Origin of the sequence: Streptomyces sp. NPDC048197 (assembly GCF_043202395.1) — a bacterium.
Lineage (GTDB): Bacteria > Actinomycetota > Actinomycetes > Streptomycetales > Streptomycetaceae > Streptomyces > Streptomyces siderophoricus.
The window spans coordinates 40705-63627 of record NZ_JBIDAJ010000029.1 but is presented as its reverse complement, the minus strand read 5'-3'; the positions used below and the strand labels follow the sequence as shown (position 1 = coordinate 63627).

Annotated in this window: 19 protein-coding genes; 8 read left to right on the top strand and 11 right to left on the bottom strand. The window is 72.0% G+C overall.

The window, feature by feature from the left end; all coding sequences use genetic code 11:
- Window positions 1-99 precede the first annotated feature (99 nt).
- On the top strand, window positions 100-1131 hold the full coding sequence (locus ACGF4C_RS29665; RefSeq protein ID WP_393570204.1) for an aspartate-semialdehyde dehydrogenase: 1032 nt from the start codon (window positions 100-102) through the stop codon (window positions 1129-1131).
- 97 nt (window positions 1132-1228) lie between these two features.
- Here the strand turns inward: ACGF4C_RS29665 and ACGF4C_RS29660 are convergent, their stop codons facing one another.
- From ACGF4C_RS29660 to ACGF4C_RS29650, 3 genes are all read right to left on the bottom strand, one after another.
- Window positions 1229-1750 (bottom strand): DUF1203 domain-containing protein, encoded by a 522-nt coding sequence (locus ACGF4C_RS29660; protein ID WP_393570202.1) that lies wholly within the window; start codon window positions 1748-1750, stop codon window positions 1229-1231.
- A 106-nt stretch (window positions 1751-1856) separates the two neighbouring features.
- The gene (locus tag ACGF4C_RS29655) at window positions 1857-2204 is read right to left on the bottom strand and encodes a type II toxin-antitoxin system PemK/MazF family toxin (RefSeq protein ID WP_393570200.1); all 348 of its coding nucleotides are present in this window, start codon (window positions 2202-2204) and stop codon (window positions 1857-1859) included.
- Entirely contained in the window at window positions 2191-2421 is a 231-nt protein-coding gene (locus ACGF4C_RS29650) for a ribbon-helix-helix domain-containing protein (protein ID WP_393570198.1), read from the bottom strand. The genes ACGF4C_RS29655 and ACGF4C_RS29650 overlap by 14 nt, the downstream gene beginning before the upstream one ends.
- 122 nt (window positions 2422-2543) lie before the next feature.
- On the opposite strand from ACGF4C_RS29650, the gene pepN reads away from it, so the two are divergent.
- Window positions 2544-5120: an aminopeptidase N gene (gene pepN / locus ACGF4C_RS29645; RefSeq protein ID WP_393570196.1), complete on the top strand. Its 2577-nt coding sequence runs from the start codon at window positions 2544-2546 to the stop codon at window positions 5118-5120.
- A gap of 174 nt (window positions 5121-5294) precedes the next feature.
- Here pepN and alc read toward each other — a convergent pair whose 3' ends face one another.
- From alc to ACGF4C_RS29610, 7 genes are all read right to left on the bottom strand, one after another.
- Window positions 5295-6440 carry an allantoicase gene (alc, locus tag ACGF4C_RS29640; RefSeq protein ID WP_393570194.1) on the bottom strand — a complete coding sequence of 382 codons (1146 nt, stop codon included), beginning with the start codon at window positions 6438-6440 and terminating at the stop codon, window positions 5295-5297.
- Window positions 6441-6529: 89 nt separating this feature from the next.
- Window positions 6530-7543, bottom strand: coding sequence for a LysR family transcriptional regulator (locus ACGF4C_RS29635; protein WP_393570192.1), 1014 nt, complete (start codon window positions 7541-7543; stop codon window positions 6530-6532).
- Between the two features lie 17 nt (window positions 7544-7560).
- Window positions 7561-8481, bottom strand: a complete 921-nt coding sequence (locus tag ACGF4C_RS29630) for a DMT family transporter (RefSeq protein ID WP_393570190.1) — start codon at window positions 8479-8481, stop codon at window positions 7561-7563.
- A gap of 138 nt (window positions 8482-8619) precedes the next feature.
- Entirely contained in the window at window positions 8620-9594 is a 975-nt protein-coding gene (locus ACGF4C_RS29625) for an acyl-ACP desaturase (protein WP_393570188.1), read from the bottom strand.
- 257 nt (window positions 9595-9851) lie between these two features.
- On the bottom strand, window positions 9852-10097 hold the full coding sequence (locus tag ACGF4C_RS29620; RefSeq protein ID WP_362147133.1) for a hypothetical protein: 246 nt from the start codon (window positions 10095-10097) through the stop codon (window positions 9852-9854).
- Window positions 10098-10221: 124 nt separating this feature from the next.
- Window positions 10222-12327, bottom strand: a complete 2106-nt coding sequence (gene malQ, locus ACGF4C_RS29615) for a 4-alpha-glucanotransferase (RefSeq protein ID WP_393570186.1) — start codon at window positions 12325-12327, stop codon at window positions 10222-10224.
- 6 nt (window positions 12328-12333) lie between these two features.
- Window positions 12334-12603, bottom strand: a complete 270-nt coding sequence (locus tag ACGF4C_RS29610) for a hypothetical protein (protein ID WP_030415544.1) — start codon at window positions 12601-12603, stop codon at window positions 12334-12336.
- A gap of 491 nt (window positions 12604-13094) precedes the next feature.
- Between ACGF4C_RS29610 and ACGF4C_RS29605 the strand changes: the two genes are divergently transcribed.
- The gene (locus ACGF4C_RS29605) at window positions 13095-16055 is read left to right on the top strand and encodes a beta-N-acetylglucosaminidase domain-containing protein (protein ID WP_393570183.1); all 2961 of its coding nucleotides are present in this window, start codon (window positions 13095-13097) and stop codon (window positions 16053-16055) included.
- Between the two features lie 124 nt (window positions 16056-16179).
- Here the strand turns inward: ACGF4C_RS29605 and ACGF4C_RS29600 are convergent, their stop codons facing one another.
- A complete protein-coding gene (locus tag ACGF4C_RS29600) occupies window positions 16180-16716 on the bottom strand; it encodes an HNH endonuclease (RefSeq protein ID WP_018538909.1) in 537 nt (178 codons plus the stop codon).
- A 288-nt stretch (window positions 16717-17004) separates the two neighbouring features.
- Between ACGF4C_RS29600 and ACGF4C_RS29595 the strand changes: the two genes are divergently transcribed.
- The 5 genes from ACGF4C_RS29595 to ACGF4C_RS29575 all read left to right on the top strand — a co-directional run bounded on the left by ACGF4C_RS29595 (window position 17005) and on the right by ACGF4C_RS29575 (window position 22922).
- Complete coding sequence (locus ACGF4C_RS29595; protein WP_393570181.1) at window positions 17005-18093, top strand: mechanosensitive ion channel family protein; 1089 nt, start codon at window positions 17005-17007, stop codon at window positions 18091-18093.
- Between the two features lie 330 nt (window positions 18094-18423).
- Entirely contained in the window at window positions 18424-19563 is a 1140-nt protein-coding gene (locus tag ACGF4C_RS29590) for an ROK family transcriptional regulator (RefSeq protein WP_393570179.1), read from the top strand.
- Between the two features lie 74 nt (window positions 19564-19637).
- Window positions 19638-20978 carry an ABC transporter substrate-binding protein gene (locus ACGF4C_RS29585; protein ID WP_393570177.1) on the top strand — a complete coding sequence of 447 codons (1341 nt, stop codon included), beginning with the start codon at window positions 19638-19640 and terminating at the stop codon, window positions 20976-20978.
- Between the two features lie 69 nt (window positions 20979-21047).
- Complete coding sequence (locus ACGF4C_RS29580) at window positions 21048-22013, top strand: sugar ABC transporter permease (RefSeq protein WP_362147147.1); 966 nt, start codon at window positions 21048-21050, stop codon at window positions 22011-22013.
- 3 nt (window positions 22014-22016) lie between these two features.
- A complete protein-coding gene (locus ACGF4C_RS29575; RefSeq protein ID WP_393570174.1) occupies window positions 22017-22922 on the top strand; it encodes a carbohydrate ABC transporter permease in 906 nt (301 codons plus the stop codon).
- Window position 22923: the final 1 nt, after the last annotated feature.

Below are 22923 nucleotides of genomic sequence, written 5' to 3'. Positions count from 1 at the left end.
TGGATTGGACAAGGCGACGGGTGTCACACACATGATGGAGGAGCTACTGAGCAGGTGTTCCGAACAGACACCTAAGTCAGGTCAGAAAGAAGGAGTCCCATGAGGGTCGGAATCGTCGGAGCCACCGGACAGGTCGGCGGCGTGATGCGGGGCATTCTCGCCGAGCGGAACTTCCCGGTCGAGCAGCTGCGGCTGTTCGCTTCGGCCCGGTCCGCCGGACGGACGCTGCCGTGGCAGGACACCGAGATCACCATCGAGGACGCGGCGACCGCCGACTACTCGGGGCTGGACATCGTCCTCTTCTCGGCCGGCGGTGCGACGTCCAAGGCGCTGGCGGAGAAGGTCGCCGCCGCCGGTCCCGTCGTGATCGACAACTCCTCGGCCTGGCGTCGTGACCCCGAGGTCCCGCTGGTCGTCTCCGAGGTCAACCCGCAGGCGATCACCGACCGCCCCAAGGGCATCATCGCCAACCCGAACTGCACGACGATGGCCGCGATGCCCGTGCTGCGCCCGCTGCACGACGAGGCCGGCCTGGTCTCGCTGGTCGTCGCGACGTACCAGGCGGTGTCCGGCAGCGGTCTGGCGGGCGTGGAGGAGCTGGACGGGCAGGTCCGCAAGGTCATCGACCAGGACGCCACCAAGCTCACCCACGACGGTTCGGCGGTGGAGTTCCCCGAGCCGGACAAGTACGTCCGTCCGATCGCCTTCAACGTGCTGCCGATGGCCGGCTCGATCGTCGACGACGGGCTGGGCGAGACCGACGAGGAGCAGAAGCTCCGCAACGAGAGCCGCAAGATCCTGGAGATCCCGGACCTGAAGGTGTCCGGCACCTGCGTCCGCGTCCCGGTCTTCACCGGCCACTCGCTGCAGATCAACGCCCGTTTCGCGCGGCCGATCAGCCCGGCCCGGGCGCAGGAGCTGCTGGCCGGCGCCCCCGGTGTGACCCTCTCCGAGGTTCCCACCCCGCTCCAGGCCGCCGGCCAGGACGCGTCCTTCGTGGGCCGGATCCGCGCCGACGAGACCGTCGAGAACGGCCTGGCGCTGTTCGTCTCCAACGACAACCTCCGCAAGGGCGCGGCGCTGAACGCCGTGCAGATCGCGGAGCTGGTCGCCGCGGAGCTGCGCGGCTGACCCGGCTGCTCGCGGGCCGGGGCCCGTACGGAGTTCGCACCCTCCGTACGGGCCCCGGCCCGTTGCGTTGCCCGGGTCGCCTCGCCCCTGGGGCGGGTCAGCCGCGCCGCACCTCGAACTGGAAGCACCCGTACTCCACGGCCCGGACGTGCACCAGCGCCACTTCCGGGTCGGCGAACGCCTCGGCCAGGGCGGCGTCGAAGCCCGCCGTGGCGTCCTCGGGGATCTCGAAGAGCCGCCCGCCGATGATCCGCCCGGCCTTGTCGTAGCGGCGCAGGGTGCGCAGGGCGCCGGGCCGGTCGAAGGGGTACCGGTCCGCGCCGGGGTCCGGGCCCTGGCACTCGTCCGCGTGGAGGAACACCGGCCCCTGCTCGTCGTAGGCCCCGGGCCGGGCCCCGGTCTCCGCGGCCCACCGCCGCAGCGGCGCGTACGACACCAGCGCCACCCGCTCCCCGGCCCGGATCCCGCGCAGACAGCACCGCAGCGGACTGCCGACACAGTCCACGGGCACGCCGTCCTCCCGGGCGGTGTACGGCTCGACGGCCCGCCCGGCGTCATCGGTCACGCGGAGTTCCTTCAGCGCGGCGGGCGGAATGGGCAGTGGGGTGTAGGTCGTCATGCGTCCACGGTCCCCGCTGCCTGCGCCCGGCGCTGGCGGGTATCGGACGACGTGGTCCGCCACGGTCAGAGCGGACGTGGTGCGGAGCGGACGCGGTCCGCGGCGGTCAGAGCGCCAGATGCCGCCGGAGCGCTACGTCGATCTCCGTCATGCGCTGGCGGGGCACCGAGCCGACCCGTTCGCGAATGCGGTCCGGGGCGACGGCGCGGACCTGTTCGCACTGGGCCTTCGAGTCCTTGGGCAGACGGCACTCGTCGGCTCGGAGGAGAACCTGGAACGTCAGGACCCGGGAGGTGTTCGACGTCAGCGGAACCACCGTGACCACACCCCGGCGGTTGTGCTCGACCGACTGGTTGGCGCCGTTGTTGGACACGATCACGGCCGGTCGAACCTTGTTGGCCTCGCTGCCGCGCGCCGGCTCCAGATCGACCAGGTAGATGTCACCACGCCTCATCGGCGAGCCCGTCCCCGCTCGTGCGGTCCCAGAGCGCCGCGTCCTCGCTCGCGTCCCACTCCTCGAACGCTTCCGTGTACTCCGCTTCGAGCTCCGCGGCGCGCAGCAGCTCGATGGCCGCGTGTATCACGGCGGACCGCGACTCGGCCTCGGTTTTCGTCGCGTACTCGTCGAGGAAGGCGAGGTCCTCCTGAGGCAGGCTGACACTAATTTTCATACCTTGATGCTACCCGGGTGGCTACCAGTGCACCACCTGAATTGCCACCCTGTCCGGCTTGGCCCACGTGGAAGGATGGCCGAAGAGTCCGATGCGTTGATCAATGCGAAGGAGATGAACGGGTGCCTGGCACGAATCTGACCCGCGACGAGGCGCAGCAGCGGGCGCAGCTGCTGAGTGTGGACGGGTACGAGATCGATCTCGATCTCTCCGGCGCGCAGGAGGGTGGTACGTACCGGTCCACGACCACGGTGCGGTTCGACGTCGCCCGGGCGGGCGCGGACTCGTTCATCGATCTGGTGGCGCCGGCCGTGCACAAGGTGGCGCTCAACGGCGAGCTGCTGGACCCGGCCTCGGTGTTCGAGGACTCGCGGATCGTGCTGCCGGGGCTGCGGGCCGGCCGCAACGAGCTGGTCGTGGTCGCGGACTGCGCCTACACCAACACGGGCGAGGGCCTGCACCGGTTCGTCGACCCGGTGGACCAGCAGGCGTACCTGTACACGCAGTTCGAGGTGCCGGACGCCCGGCGGGTGTTCGCCTCGTTCGAGCAGCCGGACCTGAAGGCCACGTTCCAGTTCACCGTGAAGGCCCCGGAGGGCTGGACGGTGATCTCGAACTCGCCGACGCCGGAACCGGCCGACAGCATCTGGCGGTTCGAGCCGACGCCGCGGATCTCGACGTATGTCACCGCCCTGATCGTGGGCCCGTACCACAGCGTGCACAGCACGTACGAGAAGGACGGGCGGACGGTGCCGCTGGGCATCTACTGCCGTCCGTCGCTGGCCGAGCACCTCGACCAGGACGCGATCTTCGAGGTCACCCGGCAGGGCTTCGACTGGTTCCAGGAGAAGTTCGACTACGCGTACCCGTTCGCGAAGTACGACCAGCTCTTCGTGCCGGAGTTCAACGCCGGTGCGATGGAGAACGCGGGCGCGGTGACCATCCGCGACCAGTACGTCTTCCGCTCGAAGGTGACCGACGCGGCCTACGAGGTGCGCGCCGAGACGATTCTGCACGAGCTGGCGCACATGTGGTTCGGCGACCTGGTCACCATGGAGTGGTGGAACGACCTGTGGCTGAACGAGTCGTTCGCCACCTACACGTCGATCGCCTGCCAGGCGTACGCGCCGGGCTCGAGGTGGCCGCACTCGTGGACCACGTTCGCCAACTCCATGAAGACCTGGGCGTACCGGCAGGACCAGCTGCCGTCCACCCACCCGATCATGGCCGAGATCCGTGATCTGGACGACGTGCTGGTGAACTTCGACGGGATCACGTACGCGAAGGGCGCCTCGGTCCTGAAGCAGCTGGTCGCGTACGTGGGGATGGAGGAGTTCTTCAAGGGCGTGCAGGCCTACTTCAAGCGGCACGCCTACGGCAACACGCGGCTGAGCGATCTGCTGGGCGCGCTGGAGGAGACCTCCGGCCGGGACCTTGCGACCTGGTCGAAGAAGTGGCTGGAGACCGCGGGGATCAACATCCTGCGGCCGGAGATCGAGGTGGGCGCGGACGGCGTGATCACCTCGTTCGCGGTCCGGCAGGAGGCCCCGGCGCTGCCGGCCGGCGCCAAGGGCGAGCCGGTGCTCCGGCCGCACCGGATCGCGATCGGCGCGTACGAGCTGGACGGCTCCGGCAAGCTGGTCCGCACCGAGCGGATCGAGCTGGACGTGGACGGCGAACTGACCGCCGTCCCGCAGCTGGTGGGCAAGCCGCGCCCGGCCGTGGTCCTGCTCAACGACGACGACCTGTCGTACGCCAAGGTGCGGCTCGACGAGGAGTCGCTGAAGGTGGTCACCGAGCACCTCGGGGACTTCACCGAGTCGCTGCCGCGGGCGCTGTCGTGGGCGTCGGCGTGGGACATGACGCGGGACGGCGAACTGGCCACCCGTGACTATCTGTCGCTGGTCCTGTCGGGCGTCGGCAAGGAGTCCGACATCGGCGTGGTGCAGTCGCTGCACCGCCAGGTGAAGCTGGCGCTGGACCTGTACGCGGCGCCGGAGTGGCGCGAGACAGGTCTGGCGGCCTGGACCGAGGCGGCGCTCGCTCACCTGCGGGCGGCCGAGCCGGGCAGCGACCACCAGCTGGCGTGGGCCCGGGCGTTCGCCGCGGCGGCGCGCACGGACGAGCAGCTCGCCCTGCTGCAGGGTCTGCTGGACGGTACCGAGGAGATCCCCGGGCTGGCCGTGGACACCGAGCTGCGCTGGTCGCTGCTGCACCGGCTGGCGGCGACCGGCCGGGCGGACGAGAAGGCCATCGCGGCGGAGCTGGAGCGGGACCGGACGTCGGCGGGCGAGCGGTACGCCGCGGCGGCGCGCGCGGCGCGCCCGACGGCGGAGGCGAAGGCCGAGGCCTGGGCGTCGGTCGTGGAGTCGGACCAGCTGCCCAACGCCGTGCAGGAGGCCGTCATCGGCGGCTTCGTGCAGACCGACCAGCGGGAGCTGCTGGCGCCGTACACCATGAAGTACTTCGCCGCGGTGAAGGAGATCTGGGAGGCCCGCAGCCACGAGATGGCCCAGCAGATCGCGGTCGGTCTCTACCCGTCGCTGCACGTCTCGCAGGAGACGCTGGACGCCACGGACGCCTGGCTGGACGCGGCCGAGCCGAGCCCGGCGCTGCGCCGGCTGGTCACCGAGTCCCGGGCCGGGATCGAGCGGGCGCTGAAGGCCCAGGCGGCGGACGCGGCGGCCGGCGCGGCGTAACCGGCCGGAGCCACCAACCGATGCCGTCAACTCCTGATATTGGTACGGGAGTTGACGGCACACCGTTGGGAACGCCCGACGGACGGCGCCCGATTGTGCTGCCGTCCGCCGGGCGGGCCGTGGCCACCGGGCCCGTTCCCCTCCTGCGGGCCCGGTGGGCGGGAGAGGTGCGGCTCAGCCGTTGAGCGCGTCGAAGCGGCGGCCGAGCTCGGCGCGGCCGGTCTCGGTGAGGCTGCCGTGTACGCGCATGCGGGCGAGGCCGCCGTCGGGGAAGACGTCCAGGCGGATGTGGGTGGCCGTCACCGTCCGCGGCAGCTTGAAGCGGTGCGGGGTGTCCGGCTGCAGCTTGGTCTTCGGCAGGATCTCGAACCAGGAGGACTCGTCGGCCGGGTCGCCGTCGCAGCCCGACAGGGCGGCCCAGCCCGCGGAGTTGCCCTTGAGGTACGCGGTGTCGATCTCCACCGCGCGTATCTCGCCCTGCGCGGCGAGGCGGAAGCGCACCCAGTCGTTGGTGCCCTTGACCCGGCGGCGGCGGTTCTCCCAGCCGTCGTCCATCTTGCGGGACAGGTCGGGCTGGATGATCTGGGTGGGCGAGGAGTAGAAGCGGTCCGAGGCGTCCTCGACGGTGCCGCCGTGCATCACGGAGGCCAGGTCGAGGGTGCCCAGCACGTCCAGCCACTCCGGGTCCGGTACGACCTCGCCGTGGACCCGGAGGCGGGCTATGCCGCCGTCGGGGTGCTGCTTGAGGCGGAGGTGGGTGAAGCGGCGCTCGACGCCGACCTCGAAGCCGTTGGCGGCGTGCCCGCGGACGGGGGTGCGCGGGACGAGCTCCTCCCACTTCACGTCGGGCGCGAGCAGGTCCTCGGGGCCGGGGCTGCCGGGGAGCGAGGTGGCCTCGACGGTGACCTGCTGGGGGTAGTTGCCGCGGAAGTGGGCGGTGTCGACGATGATGCCGCGGATCACGCCGGGGGCGGCGAGGCGGATCAGCGCCCAGTCGTGCTCGTCGTCGGTCGGGAAGGGGTGGTCGCCGTCGGCACCGCGCCGGCGCCGGGTCTCCCAGCCGTCCATGATCTTGCCCTTGTGGCCGAAGTGCTCGGGGTCGAAGACCGCCGGGGTGGGCTTCAGCAGGTTCTCACGCTCGGCGAAGAACTCGTCGTTCGCGGCGATCACGCCGGCGCCGAAGCGGCGGTCGGCGAGGTCGACGAGCGAGGTGAACGCGAAGTCCCCGCCGCGGTAGTCGGCGTACGGGTCGCCGCCGGCGTACGGCTGGGCGTCGTTGGCGTGCGGATCAGTGGAGTGGGCGGCCGGGGTGGCGGTCATCGTTGCCCTTCGTGGTCGTCGAGATGCGGACCACTCCACGGTCGCAGCGACCACCCCACAGGTCCATCGAAAGTTTTTGAGGAATATATTCAGCTCGGCTGAATGGTCTGGGTATGCCATCCGGGACCGTGGTCGCCCGCCTCCCCCGGCGCCTGGTCGACCGCCGCCTGGCGCAGCGCGGCCAGCACCCGGGCCAGCCCAGGCGCCCCTTCGGAGCCGCGCCGGACGGCGGCGACGACATGGCGGCGCGGCTGGTCGCCGGAGAGCACCCGCAGCGCGACCCCGGGGCCGGGCCCGCCCCTTTCCCGTTCACCGGGCCCGCCCCGCTCCAGGGCGCCGATACCGCCCGCCATCGCCATCCGGGGCACCAGCGCGACCCCCATCCCGGCCGCGACCATCGCCCAGATCGCGTTCCAGTCGGCCGCGGCATGCGCCCGCTCGGGCACGAATCCGGCGTTCTCACAGGCGGTGGTGGTGATCTGGGACCAGGGCCCGCTGCTGCCGAAGATCCACGGCTCGCCCGCCAGGTCGGCGAGGCGCAGCCCGGGCTCGCCGGCCAGCGGATGCCCGGCCGGCAGCGCCACGTCCAGCGGATCGGCGAGCAGCGCGACCCGGCTGAACTTGGGGTCGCGCGGGGTGGGCGCGTGCGCCGCCAGCGAGAGCGCCAGATCGACGCTGCCCTCCGCCAGCAGCTCGTACGCGGCCTCCGCCTCCGCCTCCCGTACGACGACCGACAGTCCCGGATGCGTACGGCGCAGCTCCTGGACGGCGGGGACCACCAGCGCGGGAATGGCGGTGGAGAAGGCCCCGACCCGCACCTGGCCGGCGTCGCCCTGGAGGTAGCCGAGCAACTCCGCGTCGGCGCGCTCCAGTTGGGCGAAGACCGCTTCGGCGTGCCGCAGCACCAGCTGGGCGGCGCCGGTCAGCCGCACCCGTCGGCCGTGCGCCTCCAGGAGCGTCACCCCGAGCGCCTTGGCCAGCCCGGTCAGCTGCTGGGAGACCGCCGAGGGCGTCATGTGCAGCGCCTCGGCGGTCGCGGTGACCGTGCCCTGCTCCTGGAGGGTGCGCAGGATCCGCAGCTTCTTGATGTCCCAGTCGGCCATGCCGGCAGCGTACGCAGTCAGCGGCGGCCGCCGGCACCGAGCGCGACGCCCGCGACGATCAGGACCATGCAGAGCAGTTGCACGGGCGTCACGGCCTCACTCAGAACGGCGAACGACAGCAGTGCGACGCAGACCGGCTGGAGGTAGTAGACGACCCCGGCCCGCGCGGCGCCTATCAGGGCGATGGCCTTGTTCCAGGTGAAGTAGGCGACGGCGGACGAGAAGACGCCTACGTAGAGCAGCGGTCCGACGGTCTGCGCGGTGGGCGCGAAGCCGCCCTCCGCGGCGAGGCTGACGCCGTACGCGGGCAGCAGCATCGCGGCGCCCAGCGCGAAGGTCATGAAGAGGAACGACACCCCGCCGATCCCCTCGGGGCGGCGGCGCAGCAGGACGCTGTAGCCGGCGAAGGTGGCCGTCGCGGCGAGCATCCACAGGTCGCCGCCGGCGAAGTCGAGACCGAGGACGGCGGCCGGTGAGCCCTTGCCGACCAGCGTCACCACGCCGGCCAGCGCGAGGGCCATCCCGGCGGCCCGCCGCCCGCCGAGCCGTTCCCCGCCGCGGGCGAACAGGGCGATCAGCACCGGCGAGGCGGCCGCGATCATGGCCATGTTGGTGGCCGAGGTGGAGCGTCCGGCTTGGTAGATGAGGGTGTTGAAGAGGGTGACGCCGAGCAGCGCGGCCAGCGTGAGGAAGCCGAGGTGGCGGCGGATGACCGGCCACTCGCGGCTGACCCGCCCGGCGGCGAACGGCGCGACCGCGAGCAGCGCGATGACCCACCGCCAGAAGGCGGTCTGGACGGGCGGGACGGTGTCGTGCAGGGCGCGGGCGATGACGAAGTTGCCGGACCAGACGACGGTCGCCGTCAGGGCGAGCGCCAGCCCGGCTCCCTGCGCGGACAGCGGCGTACGACGGTCGCGGACCCGTTCCAGAACTGCCACGGTTTCCTCTCCTCGGGGTGGTGGATCTCCACCGTGACAGCCCCAGAACCATCAGGTCCATCGAATATTTTCCATCATTCCTTGCAGTAAATCTGAAAGGTCTGCCGGGCCCCGAGCCCGCCCCTCGACCGGCTCGCCTCAGCGGCGGGCCTCGCGGCGGGCGCGGATGGCCGCCTGCCGCTCCTCGAACTTGCGGGCCTGGCCGTCGAGGCCGTCCATGAAGAGCCCCAGCTCCTCCTGGGCCGCCAGACCTGCCGGTCCCAGGCCGCCGATCTCCAGCACCTTCAGGAAGCGCAGGACGGGCTGCAGCACGTCGTCGTGGTGGATCCGGAGGTTGTAGATCCCGCCGAGGGCCATCCGGGCGGCGGCCCGCTCGAAGCCGGGGATGCCGTGGCCGGGCATCCGGAAGCCGGTGACCACGTCCCGTACCGCGCACATGGTCTGGTCGGGGGCCATCTCGAAGGCCGCCCCGAGCAGGTTGCGGTAGAAGAGCATGTGCAGGTTCTCGTCGGCGGCGATCCGGGCCAGCATCCGGTCGCAGACCGGGTCACCGGAGTGGTGGCCGGTGTTGCGGTGCGAGATCCGGGTGGCCAGCTCCTGGAAGGCGACGTAGGCCACCGAGTGCAGCATGCTGTGCGAGTTGTCGGCCTCGAAGCCCTCCGACATGTGGGCCATGCGGAACCGCTCCAGCTCGTCCGGGTCGACGGCCCGGCTGGTGAGCAGGTAGTCGCGCATCACGATGCCGTGCCGGCCCTCCTCGGCGGTCCAGCGGTGCACCCAGGTGCCCCAGGCGCCGTCGCGCCCGAAGAGGGTGGCGATCTCGTGGTGGTAGCTGGGGAGGTTGTCCTCGGTGAGGAGGTTGACCACCAGGGCGGTCCGGCCGATGTCGCTGACCTTGGACTGCTCGGGCGCCCATTCCTCGCCGTCCTCCAGCACACCGGGGAAGTTCCGGCCGTCGCTCCAGGGGACGTACTGGTGGGGCATCCACTCCTTGGCGACCTTCAGGTGCCGGTTGAGCTCCTTCTCGACGACCTCTTCGAGTGCGTAGAGCAGCTTGGCGTCGCTCCACGCGGCCTGGCCGAGCTCTCCGTTGTGGGCGGGGGCGATGGTCACGGGGAACTCCTGGGGACGATGAGCTACGGGACCGTAGGTTGAACCTACGGCTGCGTAGGTTACGTCATCGTAGGTGTGCTCCGGTTAAGTGATCCGTTCGCGCAAATCGGCCGAAAATCGCGCGATAGCCGCCTCGCAACCCGTTTTTCACCTGCGGAAATAGCCGGGTACGACAAAGGGCGCCGCTCGGTTGTTGTAACCGAGCGGCGCCCTGGGAGGTCGCCGGGGCCCGTGCGGGCCCGGGGTACGGCCGGGGCTCAGCCCTGGGACTTCGTCTTGCGGGACTTGTCGGTCAGCATGACCAGCCCGGCGATGACGAGGAAGATCACGATGGGGGCGGCGACGTAAAGGCCGAGCGTCTGGGCGACGTTCAGACCGGGACCCGGGTCGTCACCATCGTCGCGGGTGAGCGCAAACGCGGGGGACGACATCAGCAGCATCAGCGCGGTGCCGGCAGTGACGGTTCCGGCGCGCAGGGCGTTCTTCTTGACCTTGTTGCTCACGAACATCAACGTATCGGACGCCCCGCCGCCCCGCGCGCCCGGGGTGGGCATCGGCACACACCGGCTCCCCCGGGCCCCGGGTGCGGCGCCCGGTGACGGCGGCGACGGCCTGGCGGTAACCGGGCTACCGCTTGCCGTCGGCCAGTTCGCGCATCAAGGCGTGCAGCCGTGGAGAGGCGGCCAGCTCCTCCAGGGTCTGCGGCCGTCCGTCCGGGCCGGCCACCGGCAGCCGCCAGTTCGGGTATTCCTCCCAGGTGCCCGGGAGGTTCTGCGGGCGCCGGTCCCCCACCGCGTCCGGCAGCCAGACCCCGACCAGCTGCGCCGGGGTGCGCAGCAGGAAGCGGTGCACGGCCTTGACGACCGCCTCCTCGTCGCCGGTGCCCTCGGGCAGCAGGCCGCGGCGGGTCAGCTCCCCGAACCAGGCGGCGAGCTCGCACTTCGCGCGGGACCGGGCGCGCTCCGGCGGCCCGGCGAGCAGCCCGAGCCGCTCGCGCAGGGCGAGGTCGTCGCCGGTCAGCCGGGCCGCGGTGCTGGGCAGGTCGTGGGTGGTGACGGTGGCGAGGCAGTCGCCGCGCCACTCGTCGGGGGCCAGGATGCGGGCCTCGCCGCCGGTCGCCGGGTCCACACCGGCGTAGTCCCGCTCGAACCACAGCACCGAGGTGCCGAGGACACCCCGCTCGGCGAGCGCCTCGCGCACGCCCGGTTCGACGGTGCCCAGGTCCTCGCCGATCACCGCGGCGCCGGCCCGGTGCGCCTCCAGGGCCAGCACCGAGAGCATCGCCTCCCCGTCGTAGCGCACGTAGGCGCCCTCGGTCGGCGGCCGGCCCTCGGGGACCCACCACAACCGGAACAGTCCCATGACGTGGTCGATGCGCAGCGCGCCGGCATGCCGCAGCAGTCCGCGCAGCAGCTCGCGGTAGGGGGCGTAGCCGGTGGCGGCCAGTGTGTCCGGGCGCCACGGCGGCAGGCCCCAGTCCTGGCCGCGGGCGTTGAAGGCGTCCGGCGGCGCCCCGATGGACATCCCGGCGGCGAACGCGTCCTGCTGGGCCCAGGTGTCGGCGCCGGAGGGGTGCACGCCGACGGCGAGGTCGTGCACCAGCCCGACGGGCATCCCGGCCTCCTCGGCGGCCCGTTGGGCGGCGGCGAGCTGCTGGTCGGTGAACCAGGCGAGCCGGCAGTGGAAGTCGATCCGGTCCATCAGCCGGGGCCGCAGCCGGGCGGTGTCGGCGGACCGGGGGTCGCGCAGCCCGGCCGGCCAGGTCCGCCAGTCGGGGCCGTGCCGCTCGGCGAGCGCGTACCAGGTGGCGTGGTCCTCCAGCGCCCGGCCCTGCTCGGCGAGGAAGTCGCAGTACGCGGCCCGCCGGCCCGGTGAGAGCGGGAGGGCGCAGAGCAGCTCCAGGGCCTCGCGCTTGAGCTCCCAGACCGCGTCCCGGTCGATCAGCGCGCCCCCTTCCAGTACGCCGTCGCGCAGTGCGTGGGCCTGCGCGGCCAGTTCGTCGGCGCGTAACCGGGCGGCGCCGGTCAGCTGGGCGTACTCCGGGATCTGCTCGATCCGCAGGTGGACCGGGTCGGGGAAGCGGCGCGAGGAGGGGCGGTAGGGCGAGGGGTCGGTGGGCGGGCCGGGGACGGCCGCGTGCAGCGGGTTGAGCTGGACGAATCCGCTGCCCAGGGCGCGTCCGGACCAGGCGGCGAGGTCGGCGAGGTCACCGAGGTCGCCCATGCCCCAGGAGTGCCGGGACAGCAGGGAGTAGAGCTGCACCAGGAAACCGTGACTACGGGCGGGTGGTGCGGGCACCCGATCGGGAGCGACGATCAGCCGGGCGCGGGCGGTGCGGCCGTCGGGCGCCTCGGCGTGCAGTGTGTGCAGGCCCAGCGGCAGCCGGGCGAGCGCCGCCCCGGCGCCCTCGTGCGGCCCGTCGTGGGGCTGCCGTGGCACGTCGTGGAACTGCCCGTCCTCGGCCTCCACCCGCAGGGCGGTGCCTTCGGGGAGGCCGGTGAGGTCGGGCGGCCGGCCCGGGCGGGCGACGACGGAAGGGGGGAGCAGGGCGCGGCCCGCGGTGTCCTCGTACGCGGCGAGTGCGGCGCGTACGGCGTGCGGGGTCGAGGCGTCGACCCCCAGTGCGGCGAGCACGGCCACGACGGTGTCGTCGGTGATCTGGACGCTTCTGCCCGGTGCCGGTTCGTACGACGTGGCGACGCCGTGCAACCGGGCGAGCCGCGCGCGGCCCATGGGTCGTCAGACCTCCATGGACTCCGTCCCCAGGCCGGCGGCTGTCGGCTCGCTGGTCAGCGGCAGCTCGGCGGCGATCGGGACCTCGCTGGTCAGGGGCGCGGCGTCGGCGAGCGGCGGCTCGCTGGTCAGGGGCGGCTCGGCGAAGCTGTAGGAGCCGGAGCCGTCCAGGCCGGAATCGGGGTCGGAGACCCCGGCGAACAGATCGCGCTCCACGGTCGCACCTCCCGGTTTGGAGGACAGGGCGTCGAGGAGCAGCTGAGCGGATGCGGCCACGAGGGCCTCCCGTTCATCGGTAGTGGGACACGTGGGCCCTACCCAGTCGGCACGATCGCAGACGCAATCTCCCACGAAACGTGACTCAGGTCACAGTATGCCGTACGCAGGCGATTTCCCCGCGCACGCCGCCGCGGTGCGCGAAGAACGCGGTGCGAGCGGGCCCGGCGCAGGAAGTTCTGCGGGCCCGCGGACCCGGCGGAGCAGTCCCGCGGCAGCCGCCGTGACCGGCGCGGAGCCGCCCGTCCCGGGCCCCCGCCATCGCCCGGTTGACACCCTCACCGCCACAATGGTGGGCTCACGGCCGAAGGTCTGTCCGAACGGACCTCGGCGGGGAGACCAGCGGATTGTTCAGGGGACATACGGGGGGCCGGCGCGAGCCGGCGAGCAGCGGACGCGGACGAGGAGCAGCCGTGCGAGGCCGGGGCGTGTGGGGCGTCGGAAAAATCGGTAGGAACGGCAGGGGGAGCGGCGCGGGCACCCGGGCACGGGTGGCGGGGACCACCGCACTGGCCGCCGCGGTCATCGGGGGCCTGCTCGGCGGGGTGCCCAGCGCCCAGGCGGCACCGGCCGACCCGGCCGTCGGCAGCCCCGACCAGCCGGACCGGCCGGCCGGGGCGGGGCAGCTGCCCGCCGTCTGGCCGCGGCCGCAGTCGCTGCGCGAACTCGGCGACCCGGTCCCGCTCGGCGACGCGGCCGTCATGGTCGCCGCCCCCGACACCGACCCCTACGCACTGGACGTGGTGCGCGGTCTGCTGCGGGACGCCGGGGTGCGCACGGTGCACCAGGTCGCGCCCGGCGAGCGGCTGCCCGCGGCCGGGCCGGTGATCCGGATCGGCGGCGCCCAGGCCGAGGACGCCCTGCGGGCCCTGCGCGCACCGGCCCGCGGCGACCTCCCCGCCGGCGGCTACCGCCTCGCCGTGGGCCAGGTCGACGGCCGCGACACGGTGGCGCTGGACGGCGTCGCCCCGGACGGCCTCTTCCACGCCGCGCAGACCCTCCGGCAGCTCGTCACGGACGGTCCGGCCGGCCACCGGCAGCTGGCGTCCGTGGTCGTGCGGGACTGGCCCGGCACGGCCGTGCGCGGCACCACGGAGGGCTTCTTCGGGCAGCCGTGGAGCCAGGCGCAGCGCCTGGCCCAGCTGGACTTCATGGGCCGCACCAAGCAGAACCGCTACCTGTACGCGCCCGGCGACGACCCTTACCGCCAGGCGCGCTGGCGCGACCCGTACCCCGCGGAGGAGCGCGCCGCGTTCCGGACGCTGGCCGAGCGGGCCCGCGCCAACCACGTCACGCTCGGCTGGGCCCTCGCCCCCGGGCAGGCGCTGTGCTTCTCCTCACAGGAGGACCTGCGGGCGCTGCGCCGCAAGGTGGACGCGATGTGGGCGCTGGGCGTGCGTTCCTTCCAGCTCCAGTTCCAGGACGTCGCCTACGACGAATGGCACTGCGGCGCCGACGAGGACGCCTTCGGCACCGGGCCGGGGGCCGCCGCCCGGGCCCAGGCCAAGGTCGCGAACGCGCTCGCCGACCACCTCCACGAACGGCACCCGGACGCCGCGCCGCTGTCGCTGATGCCGACGGAGTACTACCAGAACGGCTCGACGGCGTACCGCGACGCGCTCTCCGAGGCGCTCGGCGGCCGGGTCGAGGTGGCCTGGACCGGCGTCGGCGTGGTCCCGCGGACCATCACCGGCGGGGAGCTGGTGACCGCCCGCCAGGCGTTCGGCCACCCCCTGGTGACCATGGACAACTACCCGGTCAACGACTACGCCCAGGACCGGATCTTCCTCGGCCCGTACCGGGGCCGCGAACCGGCCGTGGCCACCGGGTCGGCGGCACTGCTCGCCAACGCGATGGAACAGCCGCTGGCGTCCCGCATCCCGCTGTTCACCGCCGCCGACTACGCCTGGAACCCGCGCGCCTACCAGCCGGCGGAATCCTGGGACGCGGCCATCGACGACCTGGCGGGCGGCGCCCCGCGGGGCCGGGCGGCGCTGCGCGCCCTGGCCGGGAACGCCGCGTCCTCGCTGCTCAACACGAGCGAGTCCGGCTATCTGCGGCCGCTGATCGACCGCTTCTGGGAGACCCGCGAGACCGCGGTCAACTCCGGCCGGCCGGGCGAGGACGCGGACTACGCCAAGGCGGCCAAGGCGTTGCGGGCCGCCTTCCACACCATGAGCACCGCACCCGACGACCTCCGTTCCGACCTGGCCGCCGAAGTCCGGCCGTGGGCCGCGCAGTTGGCCCGCTACGGACAGGCCGGCGAGCAGGCCGTGGACACGCTGCTGGCGCAGGCCCGGGACGACGGGGACGCCGCCTGGTCGGCGCAGCGGGAGGTGCAGCGGCTGCGCAAGGAGATCGCGCACAGTCCGGCGACCGTCGGCAAGGGGGTGCTCGCCCCGTTCCTGGACCGGGCGATGACCGAGGCCGACGCCTGGACCGGCGCGCGGCGCGACACCCCGCGCCCCAATGAGGGCGCCGACCCGACCGCGCTGACCGTGCCGTTCGGCCGGGTCCGCCCGCTGGCCGCGGTCACCGCACTGACCGAGCCCGGCCCGTCCGCGGGCGCCGTCTCCCTGGAGGCGCATGTCCCCGGCGAGGGCTGGCGCCGCCTCGGCCGGCTCTCCGCGACCGGCTGGACGGAGGCCGCCACCCCCCGGCTGCGGGCCGACGGGGTCCGGCTGACCTGGGCGAACGGCGCCGAGGCACCGTCCGTGCACGCCCTGACCCCGTGGTTCGCGGACACCCCGGCGGCCGGTCTGGAACTCTCCCGTACGGAGTCGGACGCGCAGACCGGCGGCAGTGCCCGGGTGGACGCCCGGATCTTCTCCCGGCGCCCCGGCGACGTCCGCGGCAGGCTGACGGTCAAGGCCCCCAAGGGCTTCACCGTGCACGCGCCCAAGGAGGTCACCGCGCCGCGCGGCGGCACCACTACGGTCCCGCTCACCGTCGACGTCCCCGAGGGCACGCCCTCCGGCACGTACCGGATCCCGGTGGAGTTCGACGGCGCCGAGCAGACCCTGACCGTACGGGCCTATCCGCGCACCGGCGGCAAGGACCTGGCGCGCGGCACGGTCGCCACGTCCTCCGGCGACGAGACCCCCGACTTCCCGGCGTCCGCGGCCACCGACGGCAATCCCGGTACCCGCTGGTCCTCCCCCGCCGAGGACGGCGCCTGGCTGCAGTTCGCGCTGGCCCACCCGACCCGCCTGGGCCGACTCGTCCTCCACTGGCAGGACGCCTACGCCGCCCGCTACCGCATCCAGGTCTCACCGGACGGCCGCAGCTGGCGTACCGCCGCGACCGTACGGGACGGCAAGGGCGGCCGGGAGTCGATCAGGATGGACGCGAAGGACGCCCGCTTCGTCCGCATCCAGGGCGACAAGCGGGCGACCCGGTTCGGGTACTCGCTGTGGTCGGTGGAGGCTTACGCGGTCGAAGACCGCACATAACGGCCGAAGACCGCACATAACTACCGAAGACCGCGGGTGACTGCCGGGGCCCGCGGCCGGCTGCTCGTCGTGTCCGGGCGGACGGAACCGGGTTCCTCCCGCCCAGACACGACAAAGGCCCGGTCTATGCCGACACGGCATCGATCCGGGCCAAGGCGTCGTCCGCGCCGTACGGCTGCAAATACGGCAGCCAGCGCGGATCACGATGCCCCGTGCCGATGATCCGCCACGCCAGTCCTGACGGCGGGGCGGGCTGATGGCGCAGCCGCCAGCCGATCTCGGCGACGTGGCGGTCCGCCTTGACGTGGTTGCAGCGCCGGCAGGCGGCGACGACGTTCTCCCAGGTGTGCTGACCTCCGCGGCTGCGCGGGATGACGTGGTCGACGCTGGTTGCGACGCCACCGCAGTACATACATCGCCCGCCGTCACGCGCGAAGAGCGCCCGGCGGGTCAGTGGCACGGGGCCACGAAAGGGCACCCGCACGAACCGCTTCAGGCGGACCACACTGGGGGCCGGAACAACACGGGTCGCGCTGTGCATCAGGGCGCCGGACTCCTCGAGGCTGACTGCCTTCTCATTGAGGACGAGGATGAGCGCGCGGCGGAGCGGTACGACGCCGAGCGGCTCGTACGACGCGTTGAGGACCAGGACATGCGGCACGGGTGCCTCCTTGTACGCCGGCGGCGCGTGGCTCGCGCCGGGACGATCTCTCCACAGTGTCCCCCGGTGCCTGGTCGGAGCGCCACCATGACCGGGTAACGGCCCTGAGGTGTTTTCCACCACACCCCCGCCGGTCCCGCCGGATACGGCTCATTACGGCCTTCCGCGGACGTGACCGGTCGAACACGGGCGCGGGCCACCCAGGTTGCCCCGTTAGTGTGGTTGGCCAGCCCGGTCGCCGGCACCCACACCGGCCCGGGTCTGCTGTCCCATACGGAAGGTTCGACTGTGTTCTGGTCCGCTTCGACGGTTGCCGCCGCGCACCTGCGCGCCGCCCCCGCCGGCTCCACCGGCTCGTCCTCGCTCGACGACGCCACGGAGAAGGCCACCAACGCCGCCGGCTGGGTGCAGGAGAACTGGGGGACGTGGCTCACGTCCGGCCTGCAGATCCTGCTCATCATCGTGATCGCGGTCGTGCTGCGGCATGTGATACGCCGCACGATAACCAAGCTCATCGAGCGGATGAACCGCACCGCGGCCGCCGCCCAGGGCACCGCGCTGGGCGGGCTGCTGGTCAACGCCGAGCGCCGCCGGCAGCGGTCCGAGGCGATCGGCTCGGTGCTGCGCAGCGTCGCCTCCTTCGTGATCATGGGCACGGCCGCGCTGACGGTCCTGTCGGTCCTGAAGATCAACCTGGCGCCGCTGCTCGCGAGCGCGGGCGTGGCGGGCGTCGCGATCGGTTTCGGCGCCCGCAACCTCGTCACGGACTTCCTCTCCGGCGTCTTCATGATCCTGGAGGACCAGTACGGCGTCGGCGACGAGATCGACGCGGGGGTGGCCACCGGTACGGTCATCGAGGTCGGCCTGCGGGTCACCAAGCTGCGCGGCCCGAACGGCGCGATCTGGTACATCCGCAACGGCGAGGTGAAGCGGATCGGCAACCTCAGCCAGGGCTGGTCCACCGCCGCCGTGGACGTCGTCCTCGCTGCCGACCAGGACCTCCAGCGGGCCCGCGACACGATCACCGCGGCCGGTGCGGAGATGTCGAAGTCCGAGCCGTGGAACGAGCAGCTGTGGGAGCCGGTGGAGGTGCTCGGCCTCAGCGAGGTGCACCTCGACACGGTCACCCTCTCGGTCGCCGCCAAGACCATGCCGGGCAAGGCCGCGGGCGTGGAGCGCGAACTGCGCTGGCGCATCAAGCGGGCCCTGGACGCCGCCGGCGTCCACCTCGCCCCGCGCCCGGCCCCCGACGAGGAGGAAGAGCTCCCCGCCGCCGACGCCGCCGCCACCATCGCCGCCCCCTCGGCGCTCAACAACCCCACGTCGCCGCAGGCCCAGGCCGTGGAGCCGCTGACGGCGGCGCCGAAGTCGGTGTAGTAGGCCGCCACTCGCCGTAGAGGAAGGGAGGGTCGTGCCGCCGTTGCGCGGTGCGCCCCTCCCTTCCGTGTACGCCGGCCCCGTTCCGCGTGCGCCGTCCGCTGCCCGCGCGCCCTCCGGGTCACGACCTGTGCGCCGGCTGCGTTCGGCCAACTCACCCTGCCGCACCCATTGACGCCGCCCGGTGCGCCGCCTACCTTCCTGTTCATCGATTGGAAGGTTTCCTAACAGATGTGGTGGCCGGGCCGGCCACCGGTGAACGGGGTGACGGTCTTGGCCGGTGGGCAGCAGACGCAGGGAACACCCGGAACGCCCCGGGTGTTGCGCGCCATGAACGACCGGGCGGCGCTCGACCTGCTGGTGGCGCAGGGCCCGCTGACCCGTACGCAGATCGGCGAGCTGACCGGGCTGTCGAAGCCCACCGCCTCCCAGCTGCTGGCCCGGCTGGAGGCGGCCGGCCTGGTGCGCACGACCGGCAATGTGACCGGCCGGCCAGGGCCCAGCGCCCAGCTGTACGAGGTCGATCCGGCGGCCGCGCAGGTCGCCGCGCTGGCCGTGGACCAGCTGGGGATCACCGCCGCGGTCGCCGACATCACCGGGCAGGTGCTCGGCGAGGAGCGGGTCGGCACCGAGGCCATAGAGGCCGACGTACCCAACCGCACGGCACGGCTCGTCGCCAAGGCCGTCGACGGGGCGCTGGCCAAGGCCGGACTGTGCCGCGAGCAGCTGCACGGGACGGTGATCGGTACGCCCGGCGCCCTGGACCCGCAGACCGGCCGGCTGCGCTACGCCCCGCACCTGCCGGACTGGCACTCGCGCGCACTGAAGGAAGAGCTCGCCGAGGTGCTGGGCACCCCGATCACCATCGAGAACGATGTGAACCTGGCCGCGGTCGCCGAGCAACACGACGGCGTGGCCCAGGACTTCGACGACTTCGTGCTGGTGTGGGCCGACGAGGGCGTGGGTGCCGCCATCGTGCTCGGCGGCCGGCTGCTGCGGGGGGCCACCGGAGGCGCGGGCGAGATCGGCTACATGCCGCTGCCGGGCGCGCCGCTGTCCCGGGGCGGCGACCGCAGCGCCGCACGGCCGGACGCCGGCGGCGGCTTCCAGCGGCTGGTCGGCTCCCCCAGCGTCATCGAACTGGCCCATGCGTACGGGGCGCCCGACGTCCGCACCGTCGCCGGGGCGCTGGCCCGGGACGACGTACGGCAGGAGGTCGCGCGGCGGCTGGCCACCGGTCTGGCGGCCGTGGTGGCGGTGGTCGACCCGCGGCTGGTGGTGCTCTCCGGGGAGGTCCCGCAGGCCGGCGGGGAGGCGCTGCGCGCCCTGGTCGAGAACGAATTCGACGGACTCGCGCTGCCCCGCCCGGAATTGCGGCTCAGCGACATCGACGGCAATCCGATTCTCATCGGCGCGCTGCGCACGGCACTCGCACAGGCCCGCGATGCGGTGTTCGACACGACGGGCTGACCCGCCCGGCCGGGCCATTCGCCAGGAAGTCTCCGCCGTAGAGGAAGTCCTTCTCGCCGTAAAGGAAGTCCGCCATGCCGCTTTCCCGTCTGCGCAACCGGCTTTCCGTGGCGCTGGCCGGTGCCGGGCTGCTCCTTTCCGGCTGCGCCCACCCGAGCGTCGGCAGTGACCACGACGACCCGACCGAGCCGGTCACCCTCACCTTCTGGCACGGCTGGTCGACACCCGGCGAAATGAAGGCCATCAACGATTCGGTCGCCCGGTTCGAGAAGCAGCACCGCAACATCACGGTGAAGGTCGTCCCGAACGTCACCGACGAAACGATGAACCAGGCCCTGCGGGCCGGCGGGGACGACGCACCGGACGTGGTCTCCTCCTTCACCACCAACAACGTCGGGCAGTACTGCTCGTCGGGAATGTGGGCGGACCTCGACCCGTTCCTGCAGAAAACCGGAGTGGTGAAGGAGAAGGTCTTCCCGAAAACCCTGCTGGATTACACGAGTTACCGGGGAGAGCAGTGCGCGCTGCCGCTGCTCGCCGATTCCTTCGGGCTCTACTACAACAAGGACGCCTTCAAGGAAGCGGGCCTCACCCGGCCCCCGCGGACCATGTCCGAACTGAAACGGGACGCCGTCGCACTCACCCGGCGCACCAAGGACGGCTCCTACCGGCGGGTGGGAATCATGCCCAACTTCCGCCTCTACCAGAACAGTCCGGACCGGCTGTTCGCCCAGTGGGAACCCCGCTATTTCGACGCCCACGGGAAGTCCCGGCTGGCGAAGGAACCGGCCACCCGGCAGTTCCTCACCTTCCAGCGGGACCTCATCGAGGCCCAGGGCGGCTACGGGCCGCTGGAGAAATTCCGCACCACCTTCGGCGACGAGATGTCCTCGCAGAACGCCTTCCACACGCAGAAGGTGGCCATGCACATGGACGGGGAATGGCGCGGACTGATGCTGCGGCAGGCCAAGGTCCCGTTCGGCTGGGACACCGCGCCGATGCCGGTGCCCGACAACCAGGCCGACACCTACGGCAAGGGATATCTGACCGGCACCGTGGTCGGTATCGCCCACAGCAGCACCCACCAGAACGCGGCCTGGGAACTGGTGAAATTCCTGACCACGAACACCGATCAGGTGGTCCGGTTCGCCAACGCCATCCACAACGTACCGTCCACGAAAGCCGCCCTGACATCCCCGGAGCTGGACGCCGACCCGACGTTCCGCACCTTCCTCCGCATCGCGCAGAACCCGCACAGCGTCGCCCTTCCACCGTCCACCAACGGCGGGCAGTACGTCACCGCCCTGCAGGACTTCAGTTACGACGTCGAGGCCGGAAAGGTCCCCGATCTCGGCAAGGGCCTGCGCGCACTCGACGCCCAGATCGACGCCGACACCCTCCAGTCCGAGAACTGACGGCCGGCACCCTCCGGTCCGCGCAATGACGGCCGGGAACGACGGCCGGTGAACCGACGGAGAACCGCCATGGCACCCACGACCACCGCCCCCGCACCGGCGCCCGCCCTCCGGCGCAGACGCGCCCGCGAACGGCTGCGCATCCTCGGCTTCCTCTCCCCGTGGCTGGTCGGATTCTCGGTGTTCTTCGGCTATCCGCTGCTCGCCACCGGCTATTTCTCCGTCATGCACTACAACCAGATCGAACCGCCCGAATTCGTAGGCCTGCGGAACTGGAAATACGTCCTCACACAGATGCCGCTGCTCGGCCCGGCCCTGTGGAACACGCTGTGGCTGGTCGTCGTGATGGTCGCCCTGCGGGTGGTGTTCGGCCTGGGCATCGGCCTGCTCGTCACCAAAATCAAAACCGGCGCCGGATTCTTCCGCACCGCCTTCTACCTGCCGTATCTGGCGCCGCCGGTGGCCGCCACCGTCGCCTTCGTCTTCCTCCTCAATCCCGGCACCGGGCCCGTCAACGAGATCCTCGGCACGCTCGGCATTCCCGCACCGTCCTGGTTCAACGATCCCGACTGGGCCAAACCCTCGCTGGTGATGCTGTCGCTGTGGGGCATCGGCGACCTGATGGTGATCTTCATGGCGGCGCTGCTGGACGTGCCGAAGGAGCAGTACGAGGCCGCCGAACTGGACGGCGCGGGCGCCTGGGGGAAGTTCCGGTACGTCACCTGGCCGTCGATCACCCCGATCGTGCTGTTCGCGGTGGTCACCGGCGTCGTCCAGACCATGCAGTACTACACCCAGGCGCTGGTGGCCGGAAAGCTCGCCTCCGGTGTCTCCATCGGGCCCGGCACCGTCATCCAGCCCGGCTACCCCGACCACGCCACCCTCACCGTCCCGCAGCTCGTCTACTCCCTCGGCTTCCAGAACTTCAACACCGGCGCGGCGTGCGTGCTCTCCCTCGTGCTGTTCGTCCTCGCCATGGCCGTCACCACCCTGCTGATGCGCAAGCGCGCCGGCCTGCTCCCGGCGGAGGACTGACCGATGACCACCACCCTCAGCTCCCGCACCGCCCCGGTCCGGACCGGCCACACCGCCGACGGCACCGCCCGCACCCGCGCCCGCCGCACCCGGCTGCTGCACTGGATCGCGGTGCACACCGTCGCCGTCGCCGCCGCCCTCTTCTTCGTACTCCCCTTCGTCTTCGTGTTCCTGACGTCCGTGATGAGCGACGGCCAGGCCATGAGCGGCGAGCTGTGGCCGGATCGCTGGCACTGGTCCAACTACCTGACGGTCTTCAGGACCCCCGGATTCCTGGACTGGTGGAAGAACTCCCTCATGTACGCGGGCCTGGGCACCCTCTTCACGGTCTGCTCGGCCGTGCCCGTCGCCTACGCGCTCGCCAAGTTCCGCTTCCGCGGCCGCCGCACCGCGCTCGTCCTCGTCCTCGCCACCATGATGCTGCCGCCACAGGTCGTCGTGATCCCGATGTACCTGGTGTGGGCCCAGCAGTTCCACCTGGCCGGCTCGCTGTGGCCGCTGATCATCCCGATGGCGTTCGGTGACGCCTACTCCATCTTCCTGCTACGGCAGTTCCTGCTGACCGTCCCGCAGGAATACCTGGAATCGGCGAAGGTCGACGGCTGCGGGGAACTGCGCACCCTGCTGAGGATCGTCGTACCGATGGCCAGACCGGGCATCGCCGCCATCGCCCTCTTCCAGTTCTTCTTCTGCTGGAACGACTACTTCGGCCCGCAGATCTACGCCGCGCAGAACCCCGCCGCCTGGACGCTCTCCTACGGACTGGAGTCCTTCAAGAGCGCCCACAGCGTCAACTGGAACCTCACCATGGCCGCGACGCTGCTGGTCATGGCACCCGTGATCCTCGTTTTCTTCTTCGCGCAGAAGGCCTTCGTCGAAGGCGTCACCCTCACCGGAGTAAAGGGCTGAG